Source organism: Shewanella sp. A22 (assembly GCF_053850585.1).
Window position 1 is genome coordinate 25,754 of the sequence record NZ_JBSQBN010000018.1, and the last position, 18,823, is coordinate 44,576.

12 protein-coding genes are annotated in these 18,823 nt (G+C 41.4%); 5 read left to right on the forward strand and 7 right to left on the reverse strand.

Translation table 11 applies throughout. From position 1 onward, the window contains the following. Nucleotides 1-23 precede the first annotated feature (23 nt). From sucA to sdhC, 5 genes are all read right to left on the reverse strand, one after another. Nucleotides 24-2,846 carry a 2-oxoglutarate dehydrogenase E1 component gene (gene sucA / locus ACWXWT_RS05330; RefSeq protein ID WP_456040582.1) on the reverse strand — a complete coding sequence of 941 codons (2,823 nt, stop codon included), beginning with the start codon at nucleotides 2,844-2,846 and terminating at the stop codon, nucleotides 24-26. A 202-nt stretch (nucleotides 2,847-3,048) separates the two neighbouring features. Further along, nucleotides 3,049-3,756, reverse strand: coding sequence for a succinate dehydrogenase iron-sulfur subunit (locus ACWXWT_RS05335; protein WP_456040583.1), 708 nt, complete (start codon nucleotides 3,754-3,756; stop codon nucleotides 3,049-3,051). 15 nt (nucleotides 3,757-3,771) lie between these two features. Next, a complete protein-coding gene (gene sdhA, locus ACWXWT_RS05340; RefSeq protein ID WP_456040584.1) occupies nucleotides 3,772-5,538 on the reverse strand; it encodes a succinate dehydrogenase flavoprotein subunit in 1,767 nt (588 codons plus the stop codon). Then, a complete protein-coding gene (gene sdhD, locus ACWXWT_RS05345) occupies nucleotides 5,539-5,886 on the reverse strand; it encodes a succinate dehydrogenase, hydrophobic membrane anchor protein (RefSeq protein WP_456040585.1) in 348 nt (115 codons plus the stop codon). Then, nucleotides 5,880-6,275, reverse strand: coding sequence for a succinate dehydrogenase cytochrome b556 subunit (gene sdhC / locus ACWXWT_RS05350; protein ID WP_456040586.1), 396 nt, complete (start codon nucleotides 6,273-6,275; stop codon nucleotides 5,880-5,882). Before sdhC ends, sdhD begins: the two co-directional genes overlap by 7 nt. Before the next feature lie 411 nt (nucleotides 6,276-6,686). On the opposite strand from sdhC, the gene ACWXWT_RS05355 reads away from it, so the two are divergent. Continuing rightward, a complete protein-coding gene (locus tag ACWXWT_RS05355) occupies nucleotides 6,687-7,973 on the forward strand; it encodes a citrate synthase (protein WP_456040587.1) in 1,287 nt (428 codons plus the stop codon). A gap of 78 nt (nucleotides 7,974-8,051) precedes the next feature. Here ACWXWT_RS05355 and rhlP read toward each other — a convergent pair whose 3' ends face one another. Then, nucleotides 8,052-8,900: a rhombotarget lipoprotein gene (gene rhlP / locus ACWXWT_RS05360; protein WP_456040588.1), complete on the reverse strand. Its 849-nt coding sequence runs from the start codon at nucleotides 8,898-8,900 to the stop codon at nucleotides 8,052-8,054. Between the two features lie 320 nt (nucleotides 8,901-9,220). Between rhlP and ACWXWT_RS05365 the strand changes: the two genes are divergently transcribed. From ACWXWT_RS05365 to ACWXWT_RS05380, 4 genes are all read left to right on the forward strand, one after another. Further along, nucleotides 9,221-10,294: an efflux RND transporter periplasmic adaptor subunit gene (locus ACWXWT_RS05365; protein WP_456040589.1), complete on the forward strand. Its 1,074-nt coding sequence runs from the start codon at nucleotides 9,221-9,223 to the stop codon at nucleotides 10,292-10,294. 12 nt (nucleotides 10,295-10,306) lie between these two features. Next, nucleotides 10,307-13,558 carry an efflux RND transporter permease subunit gene (locus tag ACWXWT_RS05370; protein WP_456040590.1) on the forward strand — a complete coding sequence of 1,084 codons (3,252 nt, stop codon included), beginning with the start codon at nucleotides 10,307-10,309 and terminating at the stop codon, nucleotides 13,556-13,558. Further along, nucleotides 13,555-16,629 carry an efflux RND transporter permease subunit gene (locus ACWXWT_RS05375; RefSeq protein ID WP_456040591.1) on the forward strand — a complete coding sequence of 1,025 codons (3,075 nt, stop codon included), beginning with the start codon at nucleotides 13,555-13,557 and terminating at the stop codon, nucleotides 16,627-16,629. Before ACWXWT_RS05370 ends, ACWXWT_RS05375 begins: the two co-directional genes overlap by 4 nt. 127 nt (nucleotides 16,630-16,756) lie before the next feature. Next, nucleotides 16,757-17,638 (forward strand): MBL fold metallo-hydrolase, encoded by an 882-nt coding sequence (locus tag ACWXWT_RS05380; RefSeq protein ID WP_456040592.1) that lies wholly within the window; start codon nucleotides 16,757-16,759, stop codon nucleotides 17,636-17,638. Between the two features lie 101 nt (nucleotides 17,639-17,739). Here ACWXWT_RS05380 and ACWXWT_RS05385 read toward each other — a convergent pair whose 3' ends face one another. Further along, complete coding sequence (locus ACWXWT_RS05385; protein ID WP_456040593.1) at nucleotides 17,740-18,459, reverse strand: serine/threonine protein phosphatase; 720 nt, start codon at nucleotides 18,457-18,459, stop codon at nucleotides 17,740-17,742. Nucleotides 18,460-18,823 lie beyond the last annotated feature (364 nt).

Sequence of the window (18,823 nt, forward strand, 5' to 3'; positions counted from 1 at the left end):
GCTTCCCTTATATAAATTATCTATTACGACAGTTTTAATGCGCTATTAACTAATGATTCTTGCTGCTGTACATGCAACCCAGGATAACCACATGCAGGTGCAGCTGACGCTTCACGACCCGCATAAGTTAATTGAGCGCCTGACGGAATATTAGCCCAGAAATGATGCTGACTACAGTACCATGCACCTTGGTTTTGTGGCTCTTCCTGACACCAAACAAAATCAGTAACATGTTGATATGACGCTAATGCCGCACGCAGTTCCACATCAGGGAACGGATACAGCTGCTCAACACGCACAATGGCAACGTTGGTGATATTTTCTTTGCGACGTTTTTCAAGTAATTCGAAATAAACTTTACCGCTACAAAATACAACGCGGTCAACTTGACTTGCATCTAAGGTGTCAATCTCACCAATAATATTTTGGAAAGTCCCTTCAGCAAGCTCTTCTAGACTAGACACAGCCAATGGATGACGAAGTAAAGACTTAGGTGACATCACCACTAATGGACGACGCATAGGGCGTACAACTTGGCGACGCAACATATGGTAAACCTGCGCCGGAGTTGATGGCACGCACACCTGCATATTGTGGTTAGCACATAATTGCAAGAAGCGTTCTAAACGTGCACTCGAATGCTCAGGACCTTGACCTTCATAACCATGAGGTAACAGCATAGTCAAACCGCATAAACGGCCCCACTTTTGCTCACCCGATGACAAGAATTGGTCAATCACAACTTGGGCACAGTTAACAAAATCACCAAACTGCGCTTCCCAAATGGTTAAGCCACCCGGTTCTGCAGTCGCGTAACCGTATTCAAACGCTAATACTGAGGCTTCTGATAATACTGAGTCAATAATATCAATTGGCGCTTGTTCGTCTGCCACATTACGCAAAGGTAAATAGGTAGTACCGTCTTTTTGGTTATGCAATACCGCATGACGATGGAAGAATGTACCGCGACCAGAGTCTTGACCGGTGATACGAACACGCTTGTTATCTTCTAGGATTGAAGCATACGCTAAGGTTTCAGCAAAACCCCAGTCTAATAATTTTTCGCCTTTAGCCATCGCGGTACGATCGCCATAAATCTTGGCAACACGAGATTGAAGCGTATGATTTTCAGGAATATCAACTAACTTATTGGCTAAGTTTTGCAGACGTTCCATCGACATCGCCCCCGCATAATCTTCATCCCATTCGCGATTAAGATACGGTGTCCAATCAACTGTATGTAACGTCATAGGACGCCACTCTTTCACAACACAATCACCCGCATCTAATGCATCACGATAGTGATTTATCAAACCTGTCACTTCATCGGCTGGAATACTGTTTTCTGCAATTAACTTATCTGCATAGATTTTTCGTGGTGTTGGGTGTTTTTTAATTTTAGCGTACATTAATGGCTGTGTCGCACTTGGCTCATCAGCTTCGTTATGGCCATGGCGGCGATAACACACTAAATCTACAACCACATCACGTTTGAACTCATTACGATAATCGACAGCAAGTTGAGAGATAAACGCAACCGCTTCAGGATCGTCAGCATTAACATGGAAAATCGGCGCCTGAACCATCTTAGCAATGTCAGTACAATATTCGGTTGAACGGGTGTCTGCATGGTTAGATGTAGTAAAACCAACTTGGTTATTGACAACAATCCGAATGCTACCACCCACACTGAAACCACGAGTTTGAGACATGTTAAACGTCTCTTGCACAATACCTTGCCCAGTAATAGCCGAGTCACCATGAATGGTAATGGGCATAACCTGCAAACCATCTTTACAACCACGACGATCTTGACGTGCTCGCACTGAGCCAATGACCACTGGATTCACAATTTCTAAGTGAGAAGGGTTAAAAGCTAACGCTAAATGGACATTTCCACCTGGCGTTTCAAAATCAGATGAAAAACCTTGATGATATTTTACATCGCCAGAGCCGTGTGTGTCGGCATGTTTGCCAGCAAACTCGTCAAACAATTCAGCAGGACGTTTACCAAGCACGTTTATCAGTAAATTCAAACGACCACGGTGAGCCATACCCACAACGATTTCTTTTGTACCCGCTTCACCAGCTCGGTAAATGATTTCGCGCATCATAGGAACCAGCGCATCACCACCTTCTAATGAAAAACGCTTAGCTCCAGGAAATTTAGCACCTAGGTATTTTTCGATACCTTCTGCTGCATTTAACCCTTCAAGAATACGCTTTTTAACGTTTTTATCATAATTGGCTTTACCTAATGTCGGTTCAAGACGTTGCTGGATCCAACGTTTTTCATCGGTATCGGTAATGTGCATATATTCGGCACCAATCGAACCACAATAAGTGCTCTTTAATGCATGAATAATATCGGCCAGTTTCATCGTTTCACCGCCTAACGCGAATGAACCGGTATTAAACTGGCGTTGCATGTCTTCAACGGTTAAGCCGTGATAAGCAGGGTCTAACTCCTGAACTTCCTCACGCTTCCACAATCCTAATGGATCTAAAATGGCATTTTGATGACCACGGAAACGATGGGCATTAATAAGTTGCAGGACCTTTACTTGCTTCGCATCTAACTCTGGGTCGCTAACGCTATTCGCATTTTTTAAACGACCTTCAAGGGCTAAACTACGGAAATAGTCACGAACTTTAGAGTGGGCAGTTTCGGGCGCGTCTACTGAGGCACCGTTTACTGGTGGGAGATTATCAAAAACAAGCTGCCAATCAGGAGTGACTGATTGCGGATCTTCTTGATAGGCTTCATACATCTCTTCTACGTAGGTCGAGTTCGAACCACTTAAATGTGACGACTCAAGCCAGGCTTTCATGATGCCTTGGTGCATTGTTATTCCTTTCAAACTTGATACACGTGCTAGCCATAAACATAACAGTGAGTAACCTAAGTTACATCACACGTAGACTGAAATTATCTTAACAAAATAATCACAGGAGGTATTACATAAACACACAAAAGAGTCATCTTCATAACTGAAGATGACTCCTAGCAGAGCTAATTAGTCAGACTAGGTTGCTCTGTTTCGTGCATTAAACTGCTCGCTTAAGTAACATTGACTTGATGTGACCAATCGCTTTAGTCGGGTTTAATCCCTTAGGACAAACATCAACACAGTTCATGATGCCATGACAACGGAACACACTGTAAGCATCATCTAACTCAGATAAACGCTCTTCAGTGGCCGTATCGCGACTGTCAATCAAGAAACGATAAGCATGTAATAAACCACTAGGACCGATAAATTTATCCGGATTCCACCAGAAAGATGGACAAGCGGTTGAACAACATGCACACATAATACATTCATACAAACCATCTAAATGAGCACGCTCTTCAGGTGATTGTAAATGTTCACGAACAGGCGCCTTCTCATCATTAATCAAATAAGGCTTAATTTTTTCGTATTGCTTGTAGAACTGAGTGAGGTCAACGACCAAATCACGAACTACCGGCATGCCTGGTAAAGGACGGATTTCAATTTTCTTCCCTTTAAAGGTCGATAATGGCGTGATACACGCTAATCCATTTTTACCATTCATGTTAACACCGTCAGAACCACACACGCCTTCACGACATGAACGACGGAACGCAAGCGTTGAGTCTTGTTCTTTCAGTTTAATTAACGCATCCAACACCATCATATCAGAGCCATCTGGCACTTCTAAGGTGTAGTCCTTCATGTAAGGCTTAGTGTCTACATCAGGATTATAACGATACAATGCAAATGTTAATTTCATCTTTGCAACTCCTGCTTAGTAGGTCCGTTTTATCGGTGGAAACGCATCACGTAATTTAGGTGACATGTTGACATCACGTTTGCTCATTGCACTTGTCGCTGGATCAAACAGACTGTGACATAACCAATTGTCATCATCACGTTCTAAATAATCTTCACGAGAATGTGCACCACGGCTTTCTGTACGGAAGTTAGCTGCATAAGCAGTTGCTAGCGCTGTTGCCATTAAATTATCTAACTCTAAACATTCAATACGTTGAGTATTAAACTCTGTTGAGTTATCAGATAACTTAGCATTATCAAGACGTTTCTTAATAGCTTGAAGCTGCTCTAGCCCTTCAGCCATGGCTTCACCACTACGGAAAACAGAGAAATTTAACTGCATACATAATTGCAAATCTTTACGGATAACAGCAGGATCTTCACCGTCTTTATTGCTTTCCCATCGATTAAGACGAGCCAACGATGCACTAATTTCTACGTCTGAAGCCGCTTTGGGATCAGGTGTTGCGTCTAACGCTTTACCTAAGTGCTGCCCCGCTGCACGACCAAATACCACTAAATCAAGCAGAGAATTACCACCTAAACGATTTGCACCATGAACCGATACACAGGCAATTTCACCTACAGCAAACAAACCTAATACGTCTTGTTCTGTACCATCGTTATTCATACGAACAACTTGACCACTCACTTTGGTGGGTAATCCACCCATCATGTAGTGACACGTTGGCAATACAGGGATTGGACCATCTGCCGGATCGATATGAGCAAAGGTACGTGATAACTCACATACACCAGGAAGACGAGCTTCTAAGGTTTCTTTGCCTAAATGATCAAGTTTAAGTAAGCAGTGCGGACCTAAAGGACCATCTAAACCACGACCTTCACGAATTTCAGTCATCATAGAACGTGCAACCACGTCACGTGATGCTAAATCTTTCGCGTTTGGCGCATAACGCTCCATGAAGCGCTCGCCATCTTTGTTGAGAAGATATCCACCTTCACCACGACAACCTTCTGTCACCAAAACACCTGCGCCAGCAATACCCGTTGGGTGGAACTGCCACATCTCCATGTCTTGTAACTGAACACCAGCACGAGCAGCCATACCAACACCGTCACCAGTATTGATGTGAGCATTGGTGGTTGAGGCATATATACGCCCTGCACCGCCAGTCGCTAAAATCGTCGCTTTGGCTTTAAAGTAAACAATATCACCCGTTTCAATTTCAATGGCTGTACAACCAACAACCACGCCATCTTCGTTTTTAACGAGATCCAATGCATACCATTCAGAATAGACATCTGTTTTATGCTTAACGTTTTGTTGATATAGACAATGAAGTAACGCATGACCTGTTCGGTCGGCCGCAGCAGCAGTACGAGCAGCTTGCTCACCACCAAAGTTACGAGACTGTCCACCGAAAGGACGTTGGTAGATAGTACCGTTTTCGAAACGAGAAAAAGGTAAGCCCATTTGCTCAAGTTCAATAATGGCTTCCGGACCGGTTTGACACATAAATTCAATGGCTTCTTGGTCACCGATAAAATCAGAACCTTTAACCGTATCATACATGTGCTGTTCCCAATGATCTTCGTGCGCATTACCTAATGCTACGGTGATACCACCTTGAGCAGAAACCGTATGAGAACGAGTTGGGAATACTTTTGATAAAAGCGCACAGCTTTTACCTTCTTTAGAAATCTGTAATGCTGCACGCATACCCGCACCACCGGCACCGATAACGATTGCATCAAATTCGCGTACTGGAATACTCACTTAAACACCCCACACTATTACAATGCCTGACGCTAAATAACTAAACGCGATCACAACAAAGGTAAACTGTAATACACCGCGTAACGCAGTATGCTTGACATAATCAGTCAACACTTGCCATACACCAATCCACGCATGGATGAGCAAAGCCACTAACGTTATTAGGGTAAATACTTTCATTGGTAATGCACTAAACAAGCCATTCCAAATCTCAAAGGTTAACGGGGCACTACACGCGATAAAACCTACTAAAAAAATAGTATAACAAGCGAGAATCACTGCACTTGCGCGTAATAAAATATAGTCATGAACACCACTTCGTCCAAAACTTGCTGCATTTACTACCATACCCAAATCCCCGCAATTATCGAAAAGGCCGCGGCTAACGCAAACGTAGCCTTAGCAGATGCTGTACCTGAGGTTAATTCTTCCCAGTGGCCAGAATCCATAATTAAATGACGAATGCCACCTAATAAATGATACCCCAACGCGGTTAGAATTCCCCAAAGGATGAACTTCATCACGAAACTATCAAACAAGGATTGTACGCTAGCGAAACCATCTGCTGATGTTAAAGTCGAATTTAACAACCAAAGAAGGATACCAATAGCAAATAGCATGATAACACCGGAAACACGGTGTAAGATTGACGCGATCGCTGTCGCAGGAAAGCGAATCGTCTGCAGGTCTAGATGGACAGGTCTTTGCTTTTTCACGTTCTGCTCACTCAGCTCCATTGAGCTTTATTTTTGTTATGAATCTATTCTTTGCTTAAATGCTAAATACTTGCACAAGGCAGAGCATTTTTTAAACAAAAGACAGACTGCTCTCAAACATCTAATCAGTTGAGAAATCACTATTTAGTTCGTAAATTCATCATTCCTAAACTGTGACGCTCGTCGCCCTTAGGGACGAAGGCAAGTATACTCGTGGGAATTGTCAAATACAAACCTCACATTATGCAAAATAAGTTTTTTTAGTATTTTTTTATTCTAATCCAAGCGCAGAGCGGTTTTCAGCGGACATATACCATGGTCTAACAAATTTAAACGCTTATTTAAATTGAAATGTGATCCCGATCCACTGTAAAGTAATCATCGCTTAACATGCCGCACTCATATAAAAGAATGAAGTAAGGAGAACGGGGTATGGCTGATAATATAGCCAAATTAGAGTTACCAGGAAACGATTCAATCGATCTACCTATCAAGAAAGGTACTGAAGGTTTTGACGTTATCGACATCAGTACACTTGGAAAAAAAGGGTATTTCACCTTCGATCCAGGCTTTTTAGCTACTGCATCTTGTGAGTCAGCAATTACTTATATCGATGGTGAGCAAGGTATCTTGTTACACCGTGGGTATCCAATTGAGCAACTTGCGACTGAATCGACCTATCTAGATTTATGTTACTTGCTTCTATACGGTGAATTACCGTCTAAAGTTGATTACCAACAATTTGTTACCACTGTAAAACAACATACTATGGTTAACGAACAAATTGCATTCTTCTTCAGAGGCTTCCGCCGCGACGCACACCCTATGGCAATGCTATGTGGTGTAACAGGTGCATTATCTGCTTTCTATCAAGATTCCCTTGATGTTAACAATTCAGAGCACAGAGAAATTGCTGCATACCGTTTGGTGTCAAAAATGCCAACAATTGCTGCAATGTGTTACAAATATTCAACTGGACAGCCATTTATCTATCCAAATAACAATTTAAGTTATGCGGGTAACTTTTTGTCAATGATGTTTGCAACGCCTTGCGAAGAGTACAAAGTGAACCCTGTTGTTGAAAAAGCAATGGACCGTATTTTTGTATTACATGCTGATCATGAGCAAAATGCATCGACATCGACCGTTCGTTTAGCAGGTTCTTCTGGTGCAAACCCATTTGCATGTATTGCAGCGGGTATTGCTTCGTTATGGGGGCCCGCACATGGTGGTGCTAACGAAGCTTGTTTGCAAATGTTAGAAGAAATCGGCAGCGTTGACCGCATTCCTGAATATATCGAGAAAGCGAAAGACAAAAACGATCCATTCCGTCTTATGGGCTTTGGTCATCGTGTTTATAAAAACTTTGACCCTCGCGCTAAAGTGATGCGTGAAACCTGTCATGACGTGCTTAAAGAACTGAAAGTGGTTGATCCATTATTGGATGTAGCGATGGAACTTGAGCGTATTGCCCTTGAAGATGAATACTTTATCTCTAAGAAGCTATACCCGAACGTCGATTTCTACTCAGGCATCATCATGAAAGCCATTGGTATTCCTACCAGTATGTTTACTGTGCTATTTGCATTATCACGTACAGTTGGTTGGATTTCGCATTGGAAAGAAATGTTAGATCAACCAGGCCACAAAATCAGCCGTCCACGTCAGTTATATACTGGCGAGTCTGAGCGTGAATTTGTGAGTGTTGATAAACGTTAATCTTTTTAATTAACGTGATTAAAAAGCGCCGAAAGGCGCTTTTTTATTTTGAGTTTTTGAGTGAATGTTGTTTGAAAATCAATGCACTTTTCGACGTCTTAAGAACACACTCAATATGGCAATTAACATAAGTAATAATAAACCCGTTAAATCCAATGCCCCACCACTTCCTTTGTAGCTGCTTGAATGTTCAACGTTGGCAATTTTCTCTTCTTTAACTCTCACTTTAAACCGTGCTAATTCATCATCTAAGTTTTTGCTCATATCCGTTACTGCAATATTAAAGCCTTCCATTGACTTCTCCGTTAAGGTTTCGTCAATACCAATTGCTGTGGTACGTTTTTCAAGTTTACTCACACCTGGAGCCCTAAAGAGCATTTTACGGCTTTTAATATCAAACACTGCGGTATCAACAAATGTTTGAACGGTATTTTCGTTCCCCGGAATGACATACATGCCAACAATCGTCCAATACAGTAGTGCAGCATTATTTTCGACAGATTGTGTAACCTGATCATATGACACCAACGCCATCACATCGACATCATATAAGCGCCCTACTTGTTCTAATGTTGTAAATCCTTCGCCACCAACCAAATAAGTACTCGGAATGATTTCAATTCGGTCAATATAATCATATTGAATAAAAGCTGCTTTCACTTTTTCCAGCAATTCATATTGATCCTTATTATGAATTGCCTGATTTTGCCTTCCAGAAGAGGGCACAAAGGCAATGCCCACTTTTACGGGCAATGTAAGAAGTGGAACTTCGGCACTATGCTCTGCCCGGTCTTTTTTATTGGGATACAAAAAGTCCATTAAACTGCTCGATACAGACTGTTTATTAGATTGCTGGCTCACCAACATACTGCATGAAGACAATAAAATGACTGACGCTAATGTACATAACCATATTGTTGCTCTCATTTACGATTCCTTTACTGATTATTTTCCATTTATTGATACCAATGAATCTGTTTATTTCTGCAACACGAACAGATACGAATAACTAATCACACCAAAAGTTAATAGTTTTCACTAATTTAACATATTCAACAGCACTAACCTTGCACAACAAATATACATAAGATACTGTAATTTAACAATTAAAAACTTTGGCATGGTTAGTGCTTATTGAATTGTATTAACATTGGTTACAAATGATAACGTGACGTTTAACCACTTAAACATAACACTAAGTACATTAGCGTCATTTAATTCAAAAATAATAATTTGCAGGTACTCCCATGGACAGGTTCATCAACATAAAAAAAATGGCAATTCCTTTATTTTGTATCGCAGCACTTAGCGGTTGTGGTGACGAAACAGAGCAAGCAAAAGAAGATGAAAAATTTGCTATCCCAGTTGAAACCGCACTGGTCACTACAGGCAATGTATCCTCTTTTTACAGCACCACAGCAACACTTGAGGCACCAGAAGAGTCCCATGTGATGAGCAGGATTGCAGGGATAATTGAAACAATAAATGTAGAAGAAGGCGATCGAGTTACTAAAGGACAAGTGCTAGCCGTTATCGATGCCAAGCGTCAGCGTTATGACTTCAATCGTTCAGAAGCCGAAGTGCAAATTATTCAACAAGAGTTAAATCGTTTAAACAAAATGAACAACAAAGAGTTTATTAGCCAAGATCAAATGGCCAAACTTGAGTTCAATCTACAAGCGGCGAAAGCACAACGTGACTTGGCGGAGCTACAAGTTAAGGAAAGCCAAATTACCTCACCTATTAATGGAGTCGTTGCCGAGCGTTATGTAAAAACCGGCAATATGGCCAAAGAGTTCCAAGAACTATTTTATGTCGTTAATCAAGACCAACTTCACGGCATATTACACTTACCAGAACAACAACTTGCTAGCTTACGTGTTGGTCAGCAAGCCAGTATTATTCAACAACATCAAACTGCAAACGCTAAAATTATTACCGCTAACGTGTTACGCATCAGTCCAATAGTGGATGCTCAAAGTGGTACGTTTAAAGTAACACTAGCGGTACCCAATCAAGATGCAACATTAAAAGCAGGTATGTTTACCCGCGTTGAACTGAAATACGACACCCACCTTGATGTCCTGACCGTGCCTTATAACGCATTAATCAACCAAGATAACACCCAAGCGTTGTATGTCATTAAAGACACCAAAGCACAACGACGTGAAGTCACCTTGGGCTACCGTGAAAATAATACGGTTGAAATCTTATCGGGTGTGGAAGATGGGGAGCAAATAGTCATCCGCGGCCAACAAAACCTAAAAGATCAATCATTAGTGGAAATTATTACCCCACTTAGCTTCGCAGCTATTCGATAACGGAGCGGGATAATGTCTATAATTAATACTTCGGTTAAACGCCCCGTCACTGTATGGATGTTCATGTTAGCAGTGATGCTTTTTGGCATGGTAGGGTTTTCTCGCCTCGCAGTAAAATTGTTACCCGATTTAAGCTATCCCAGTGTAACAATACGCACAGCGTATGACGGTGCTGCTCCGGTTGAAATTGAACAGCTGGTATCAAAACCTATTGAAGAAGCCGTAGGGGTGGTAAAAGGACTACGAAAAATCAGTTCAATTTCACGTTCTGGTATGTCTGATGTTGTACTCGAGTTTGAATGGGGTACCAATATGGATATGGCTAGCCTTGAAGTACGTGAGAAAATCGACACCATTGAGCTTCCTTTAGACATTAATAAACCATTATTACTGCGTTTTAACCCCAATCTTGATCCCATCATGCGCTTAGCTTTTTCTGTACCCAATGCCGATTCTGAGCAGTTAAAGCAAATGCGAACTTTTGCTGATGAAGAGTTAAAACGGCGTTTAGAAGCCTTATCCGGTGTTGCTGCCGTAAGGCTTTCCGGAGGGTTAGAGCAAGAAGTTCATATTGAATTAAATCAACAAAAACTAAGTCAATTAAACCTTAATGCCGACCAAATTAAGCGCCGCATCAATGAAGAAAATATCAACCTATCAGCAGGTAAAGTGATCCAAGGTGATAAAGAATATTTAGTCAGAACCTTAAATCAATTCAACTCTTTAGATGAACTAGGGCAAGTGATTATCTACCGAGATGGCCAAACTTTAGTCAGATTATCTGACATTGCGGTGATTAGTGATGCCTACAAAGAACGCAGTGATATTACTCGTATCGGCGAGGTAGAATCGATTGAGCTAGCAATATACAAAGAAGGCGACGCCAATACCGTTGCTGTTGCGCAAAAACTACAATCTGAACTTGAAAAAATCAATCAAGCGAATGGGCAAAATAAGTTAAACATTATTTACGACCAATCTGAGTTTATTGAAAGTGCAGTGAATGAAGTAACTTCTGCGGCATTATTCGGCAGCTTATTGGCAATGCTGGTGATTTACCTGTTTTTACGGGACATTATTGCCACACTTATTATTTCAATCTCGATCCCCTTTTCGGTTATTGCCACCTTTAACATGATGTATTTTGCTGATATCAGTTTAAACATTATGTCGCTAGGCGGTATTGCATTGGCGATTGGTTTATTGGTCGACAATGCTATTGTGGTATTAGAAAACATAGACCGTTATAAAGCTCAAGGCATGAGTAAAATAGAAGCTGCGGTCACTGGATGTAAAGAAGTCTCTGGAGCTATTTTTGCGTCAACGCTTACCACGTTGGCGGTATTTGTACCTTTAGTGTTTGTCGACGGTATTGCTGGAGCCCTATTTGCAGACCAAGCTCTCACCGTCACGTTCGCCCTTCTTGCTTCATTATTTGTTGCCTTAACAGCCATTCCCATGTTGGCATCCCGTCAAGGTTTTACTAGCCTGCCACAACCGGCTGAAGTAGCCCAAAAGCCTAAACCAACAAGCCGAAAAGGAAAAATAACCTACTACTTACTGGCTGTATTGAGCTTTCCATTTAAGCTACTATTTAAGTACTTACCAGCTGGATTGTTAACCACCATTATCGTCATAAGCCATTTTGTCAGTAGTGTATTTGGGCTATTACTCAGACCCATCAGTACCGGATTTAACTACTTATATCGCACAGTAGAATCAATCTATTACCGAGTATTACATTACGCCTTACGCCACCAAGTACTCACCATTGTGTTAGCACTAATAGTCACTCTAGCGTCAAGCAGTTTACTGCCTAAGTTAGGCGTCGAGCTAATCCCACCGATGAACCAAGGTGAGTTTTATGTTGAAATTTTATTGCCGCCAGGCACCGAAGTCAGTGAAACAGATGCAGTATTACAGCGACTAGCGCTGTCGATTCAAGACCGAGAAGATGTGAAACATGCTTATAGCCAGGCGGGTAGCGGTGGATTAATGACATCAGATACCGCTCGCGGCGGTGAAAACTGGGGCCGACTACAAGTGGTATTAGCTGACCATTTAGCTTTTAATACCGTTAGTCAGGTATTGCGTAACACAGCAAGAAACATTCCTGAACTAGAAGCTAAAATTGAACATCCTGAGTTATTCAGTTTTAAAACCCCACTAGAAATTGAGTTATCAGGTTACGATTTAGCTCAACTCAAACAAAGCGCAGACCAATTGGTCAATGCCTTGTCTGAATTTGACCGTTTTAGTGACATCAATACTAGCTTACGCGATGGTCAACCAGAGATCAGTATTCGCTTTGATCATGCCCGTTTAGCTGCGTTAGGAATGGATGCACCGACAGTCGCTAACCGTATTGCCCAACGTGTAGGTGGGACTATTGCCAGCCAGTTTACGGTACGTGATCGTAAAGTGGATATTTTAGTGCGCAGTGAGTTAAGCGAACGCGATCAGATCAGCGACATTGAATCGTTAATTATTAATCCCAATAGCGCCCAACCGATACCATTAAGTGCTATCGCCACAATAGATTTGCAAATTGGTCCTTCAGCGATTAACCGTATCAGTCAACAGCGAGTTGCTATTGTGTCATCTAATTTGGCTTATGGTGATTTAAGCGAAGCGGTGCTTCAAGCTCAGCAGATATTGACTAAACAGCAGTTCCCTAGCTCAATTCAAGCCAGATTTGGCGGTCAAAATGAAGAAATGGAACAATCATTTGATTCGTTAAAAATAGCCTTGGTTCTAGCTATCTTCTTAGTATATTTAGTGATGGCCAGTCAGTTTGAGTCATTGTTACATCCACTGTTAATTTTAATTGCCGTGCCAATGGCCGTTGCAGGCAGCATTATTGGATTATTTATTACCGGTACCCATTTAAGTGTGGTGGTATTTATAGGCCTAATTATGCTGGCTGGTATTGTGGTCAACAATGCGATTGTATTAGTCGACCGTATTAATCAATTACGCCAAGAAGGCAAGGATAAGCTAACTGCGATTAATGATGCAGCGCAATCCCGTTTACGTCCTATCATGATGACAACCCTAACCACTACCTTAGGTTTATTGCCTATGGCTATAGGGATTGGTGATGGCAGTGAAGTTCGTGCGCCAATGGCCATTACCGTCATTTTCGGTTTAAGCATGTCAACACTGCTAACATTATTGGTTATTCCCGCCTTATATGCGCAGTTTGACCGTAAACAGTTTGTCCCAAATGAAACTGAGCTTAATGCAACGGAGACGCCAGCATGAATATCACTCAACTGGCAATAAAACGTCCCGTGACCACCTGCATGTTTTTCTTAGCCATTATGCTATTTGGCATGGCAGCCAGCCGAATGCTGCCTTTAGAGATGTTTCCAGGAATTGATATTCCGCAAATTATGGTACAAGTCCCGTATAAAGGTTCGAGTCCAGCAGAAGTTGAACGCGACATCACCAAAGTACTCGAAGAATCACTTGCCACCATGAGTGGTATTGAAGAGGTGCGTTCGGATTCAACTCAAGACGGTGCTTTTATTCGACTCAACATGAAGTGGGGTCAAGATGTTGCCACAAAAAGCCTCGAAGCACGTGAGAAAATAGACGCTATAAGACATTTATTACCTAAAGATGTTGAACGCGTGATGATCCAACAGTTTTCTACCGCCGATATGCCAGTACTTACGATACGAATATCGAGTGAACGCGAACTTTCTAATGCGTTTGATTTATTAGATAAACAACTGCGTAAGCCACTTGAACGGGTTGATGGTGTATCAAAAGTCACCCTTTACGGTGTTGAACAAAAACAAATTGAAATCCGACTTGACGCGGATAAGTTAGCGGCCGCAAACCTTAATATCCTCGATTTACGAAGCCGTTTGCTGACAGAAAACTTTGTTATCAGTGCAGGGACTTTAAGAGAAAGCTCACGGGTGTATCAAGTCTCCCCCAAAGGTGAATTTACCAGTATCGATGATATTAACAATTTAGTCATTGTACCGGGTATTCGTTTGCAAGATATCGCCATGGTGAACTATGCCCTGCCCGAGAAAACTGAAGGCCGCCATTTAGACCAAAAATATGCCGTGGGCATTGATGTGTTTAAAGAATCTGGTGCTAATTTAGTTGAGGTGTCTGATCGCGTATTAAGCGTTATTGAACAAGTTAAGCAAGATCAGCAATTTAATGGTATTAAATTGTTTATCATGGAAGACCAAGCTTATGGCGTTAAATCGTCATTAAAAGACTTACTACGGTCTGGCTTAATGGGTGCGGTATTGTCATTTGGGGTGCTGTTTCTGTTTTTGCGTAACCTTAAAATGACCTTAGTGGTTATTTCATCTGTGCCGATTTCATTGTGTATGACATTGGCTGGTATGTATTTTTTAGGCTACAGCTTGAACATTTTGTCGATGATGGGCCTACTATTGGCAGTCGGGATGTTGATTGACAATGCGGTGGTGGTGACCGAAAGCGTACTGCAAGAGAAACAAACCGCACACATTGACGACACTTGTCAAAAAACGGCCAATCAACAAGCTGTATTAACGGGCGTTGAAAAAGTCTCTTTAGCGGTTTTTGCAGGAACATTAACCACCGCCATTGTGTTTTTACCTAATATATTTGGCGTTAAAGTGCAGCTGACAATTTTTTTAGAGCATGTTGCTGTCGCCATTTGTATCTCACTTGCGGCATCACTGTTAGTTGCCAAGACCCTTATTCCACTTATGCTTAATCACTTTCATTTTGCGGTTGAGCCAGTCAATGAAAATAACCGCTTAGGTCACTTTTATCAACGCAGCCTCACCTGGATCTTAACCCGACCTAAACGTTCAGGGATTATCGCGGTGGCGATATTGCTATCGACTGCATTACCACTCAGTATGGTGCAGCAAGATCAAGGTGATGGTGAAGGTAATGACCGTTTATACATTAATTATCAATTAGAAGGTCGCCATAATCTAGCCGTGACCGAAGCCATGATTAATCGCATGGAAACGTATTTATACAACAATAAAGACAAATTTTATATTGATGCAGTTTATAGTTACTACGCTCCACAAGATGCACAATCGACCATTTTATTGCAAAAAGACATCCCGATTGACATTGGTGAGTTAAAGAAAATCATCCGTGAAGGCTTTCCTAAGTTTTCGATTGCCACACCGCAATTTGGCTGGGGCAATGAAAACACTGGGATCCGCGTGACGCTCACTGGACGCTCGACAACAGAGTTAATCCGCATTAGTGAACAAGTGATGCCATTACTTGAGAATATAGAAGGCTTGGTCGATGTACGTTCGGAAGTGAATGGCGCCCAACAAGAAGTGGTAGTGGTGATCAATCGTGAAATGGCTGCCCGCCTAGACTTAACCTTAAGTGATATAGCATCGAACATTTCAATTGCCTTAAGAGGCTCGCAATTACGTTCGTTCCGCCATGATCCCAGTGGTGAACTACGGATCGAATTAGCCTATGACAAAAGCTGGCAAAACTCGCTCGAAAAGCTTAAACAATTACCGATCATTCGCCAAGGCGATCGCGTTTACACACTCGACAGTTTAGCCGAAGCTACCGTGGTTCCACGCTTTGATACTATTCGTCACTTTAATCGTCAAACGGCTTTATCAATCGGTGCCAACTTAGAAGATTTCACCACAGAAGAAGCGCAAACCCAAATTACCCAAGTCATGGATTCAGTCAATTTTCCAAAGGGATACGGCTACTCGCTCCGAGGTGGATTCGAGCGCCAAGACGAAGACCAGTCAATCATGGCGGTGAATATGATTTTGGCTATCGCAATGATTTATATTGTTATGGCGGCATTATTTGAGTCACTGCTATTACCAACAGCAATTATTACTTCCATTATGTTCTCAATAACAGGCGTATTTTGGGCATTGTGGTTAACTGGTACGCCGATGTCGGTTATGTCAATGATTGGTATACTTATTTTAATGGGTATCGTGGTCAATAATGGTATTGTACTGGTAGATCAAATCAACCAAATGACACCTGATTTAGATAAACTAAGTGACACTATAATCAACGTGTGTATTACGCGTTTGCGTCCGGTATTAATGACAGTTGCAACCACAGTGTTGGGCTTAGTTCCGTTAGCCATGGGCGACACCCAAATAGGCGGTGGCGGACCACCTTATTCGCCAATGGCTATAGCTATTATTGGTGGGTTAACCTTTTCGACAGTGACCAGCCTTTATTTAGTGCCACTATGTTACCAAGCGTTATATCTCATCCGTCATAATGCGGCAATTAGATTAGGCTTAGCCAACACATTTGCTCAAAAACTGCTACCTTGGACTAATACCAGCCGTTGAGAATGATAAATTGATAGCCCTATTGTGACCATGCTGTGGCATAACATAAATAGGCAAGTGATCTAATTTACTCATGTCACTGTATTGGTGATAGATTATCACCGAGACCGTAAAATAAGGGACGAACATGAAACTGAGATTTCAACAGAACATAATCGCATTAAGTGCGTTTGCAATACTGACGTTTAGCCAAACACTGTTTGCAGATGGCACGATGAGTGATGTCACTATTATATCAAAAAAATTGGCTAATAATACCTATATGTTTACGGGCGCGGGTGGCAATATTGGTGTTTCAGCTGGCAGTGACGGTATTTTAATTATAGATGATCAATTTGCCCCTTTAGCCGATAAAATCACCGTCGCACTTAATGAAATCCAACCCGGACTGCCTAAATACATAATCAATACTCATTACCACGGCGATCATACGGGAGGAAACGCCCATTTTGGTGAAACTGGTACGATATTAGCCCACCATAATGTACTACAGCGTCTCAAAGCAGACAGCAATACACCTGAGTCAGCACTACCCGTTATCACATATGCTGAGAATATTTCCATTCATTTCAATCAAGATACTTTAGAGATAATTCACTTAGGACCTGGCCATACCGACGGGGACAGTGTTGTGATATGGCAAAAAGCAAATGTTATTCATATGGGGGATTTATATTTTAAAGACCGCTTTCCATACATAGATCTCGCCGCAGGTGGTTCTGTAAAAGGTTATAGAGAAAACGTCAGCATGATACTCGATCGTTTAGATAACAAAACGAAAGTGATACCGGGTCATGGTGCGTTAGGGAATAAGAATGCACTGTTAAAATTTAAACATATGCTTGATGACAGCATAAATTGGATGCGTGGTGAAATAGAAATGGGACACGATTTAGCCACCATCAAAAAACAAGGCGTACCAGCAAAATACGCTTCTTGGTCTTGGAAATTTATTTCTTCCGACAAGTGGATTGAAACCTTATATCAAGATTTATCTGCACAACCTTAACGTCCCGCTTTAATCATCCATGTCTTGTTTCGCCATTAAAAAAGCTTGCTCCAATAGGGCAAGCTTTCATTAAAATATGATATCAATCATTTCTGTCAATATTATAGGGTTTGTCTAAAATGCCACAACACCCAATAAACTGGCTTCAAGTCTTTTCCACCCATGTTGCGAAACGGTCTAGCAAAATAATATAACCATTGCCATGAGGCTAAAAACTGTTTCGCTTTTTGCCATATAGCTTCGCCTCCAGCAGAGCGATAACAATCGATCGCTTGGTTAATCACGCTATTATTTGGACCAATATAACGATATAGGCTATGGATAAAGACCAATAAATCGCGAATCTGTTGTGATATAAGTGATTTATGCTGTTGATTTGCTTCAAAATCAATAAATTTAACTTCCCCCGCCTGCCAACTAATATCGCGTAATGCAGGACGACCATGTGCAAGCTGCATACAGTGAAGTTTGGCTAACGCAGTACTCGCATCATTTAAAATAGGTTGCCATGAGGCTTTATTGATATGGTCAAGCAGATGATTAATCGTATCTCCCGCATCTTCGACTACCATATAACCATCACCAAAATCAACAACCGCAGGTACCGGTGCGCCTCGACGGCTTAAGGCAGTTAATACACCAATCTCTTTATTCAATGCTGCTGCAGAGTTTTGCTTTAATAAACGCATTGCGCCAGCAAGCTGTTCAACTTGTTTCAACCAATAGCGCTTACCCTGAAACTCAAATGACACCACTCGCTCGCCACGATGTTCGCGAAAGACTTTAGCAACATATTGTTGGAAGTTATCATTCTCAGCCATAAAACAACCTAGTCAACGACTTACTATTACTGATTGCTAAATTATCTTCCTCAGTTTTATAAAATTCAATTAAATTAATGTTTTTTAATGCTTATTTATGAATTTATAGCTTTCAATAGCAAATCCATATATACCTTTTATACAATCTAAAAACACAAAATATACATTTTTCACCGCGGTTATTAATTGCAATAACATTCACTTTTTAAATATTAGCCAACAAAAAAACGCCCTTCCGGGTAATGCCGATCAGTTAAGCGGTAATGCTATAAAATCTGAACAGATCGGTTGACCGATCTTTTCAGTCTGCGAAAATCCGATAATCTTTATTATCGGATTTTTTTATGGAACTCTCTGAAGCCCT

Excerpts from the sequence above, each read along its gene's own strand:
- ACWXWT_RS05355 (WP_456040587.1), top strand. The coding sequence starts at position 6,687 with ATGGCTGATAATATAGCCAAATTAGAGTTACCAGGAAACGATTCAATC.
- ACWXWT_RS05365 (WP_456040589.1), top strand. The coding sequence starts at position 9,221 with ATGGACAGGTTCATCAACATAAAAAAAATGGCAATTCCTTTATTTTGT.
- sdhD (WP_456040585.1), bottom strand. The coding sequence starts at position 5,886 with ATGGTAGTAAATGCAGCAAGTTTTGGACGAAGTGGTGTTCATGACTAT.
- ACWXWT_RS05335 (WP_456040583.1), bottom strand. The coding sequence starts at position 3,756 with ATGAAATTAACATTTGCATTGTATCGTTATAATCCTGATGTAGACACT.
- sdhC (WP_456040586.1), bottom strand. The coding sequence starts at position 6,275 with ATGGAGCTGAGTGAGCAGAACGTGAAAAAGCAAAGACCTGTCCATCTA.
- rhlP (WP_456040588.1), bottom strand. The coding sequence starts at position 8,900 with ATGAGAGCAACAATATGGTTATGTACATTAGCGTCAGTCATTTTATTG.
- ACWXWT_RS05370 (WP_456040590.1), top strand. The coding sequence starts at position 10,307 with ATGTCTATAATTAATACTTCGGTTAAACGCCCCGTCACTGTATGGATG.
- sucA (WP_456040582.1), bottom strand. The coding sequence starts at position 2,846 with ATGCACCAAGGCATCATGAAAGCCTGGCTTGAGTCGTCACATTTAAGT.
- ACWXWT_RS05380 (WP_456040592.1), top strand. The coding sequence starts at position 16,757 with ATGAAACTGAGATTTCAACAGAACATAATCGCATTAAGTGCGTTTGCA.
- ACWXWT_RS05385 (WP_456040593.1), bottom strand. The coding sequence starts at position 18,459 with ATGGCTGAGAATGATAACTTCCAACAATATGTTGCTAAAGTCTTTCGC.
- ACWXWT_RS05375 (WP_456040591.1), top strand. The coding sequence starts at position 13,555 with ATGAATATCACTCAACTGGCAATAAAACGTCCCGTGACCACCTGCATG.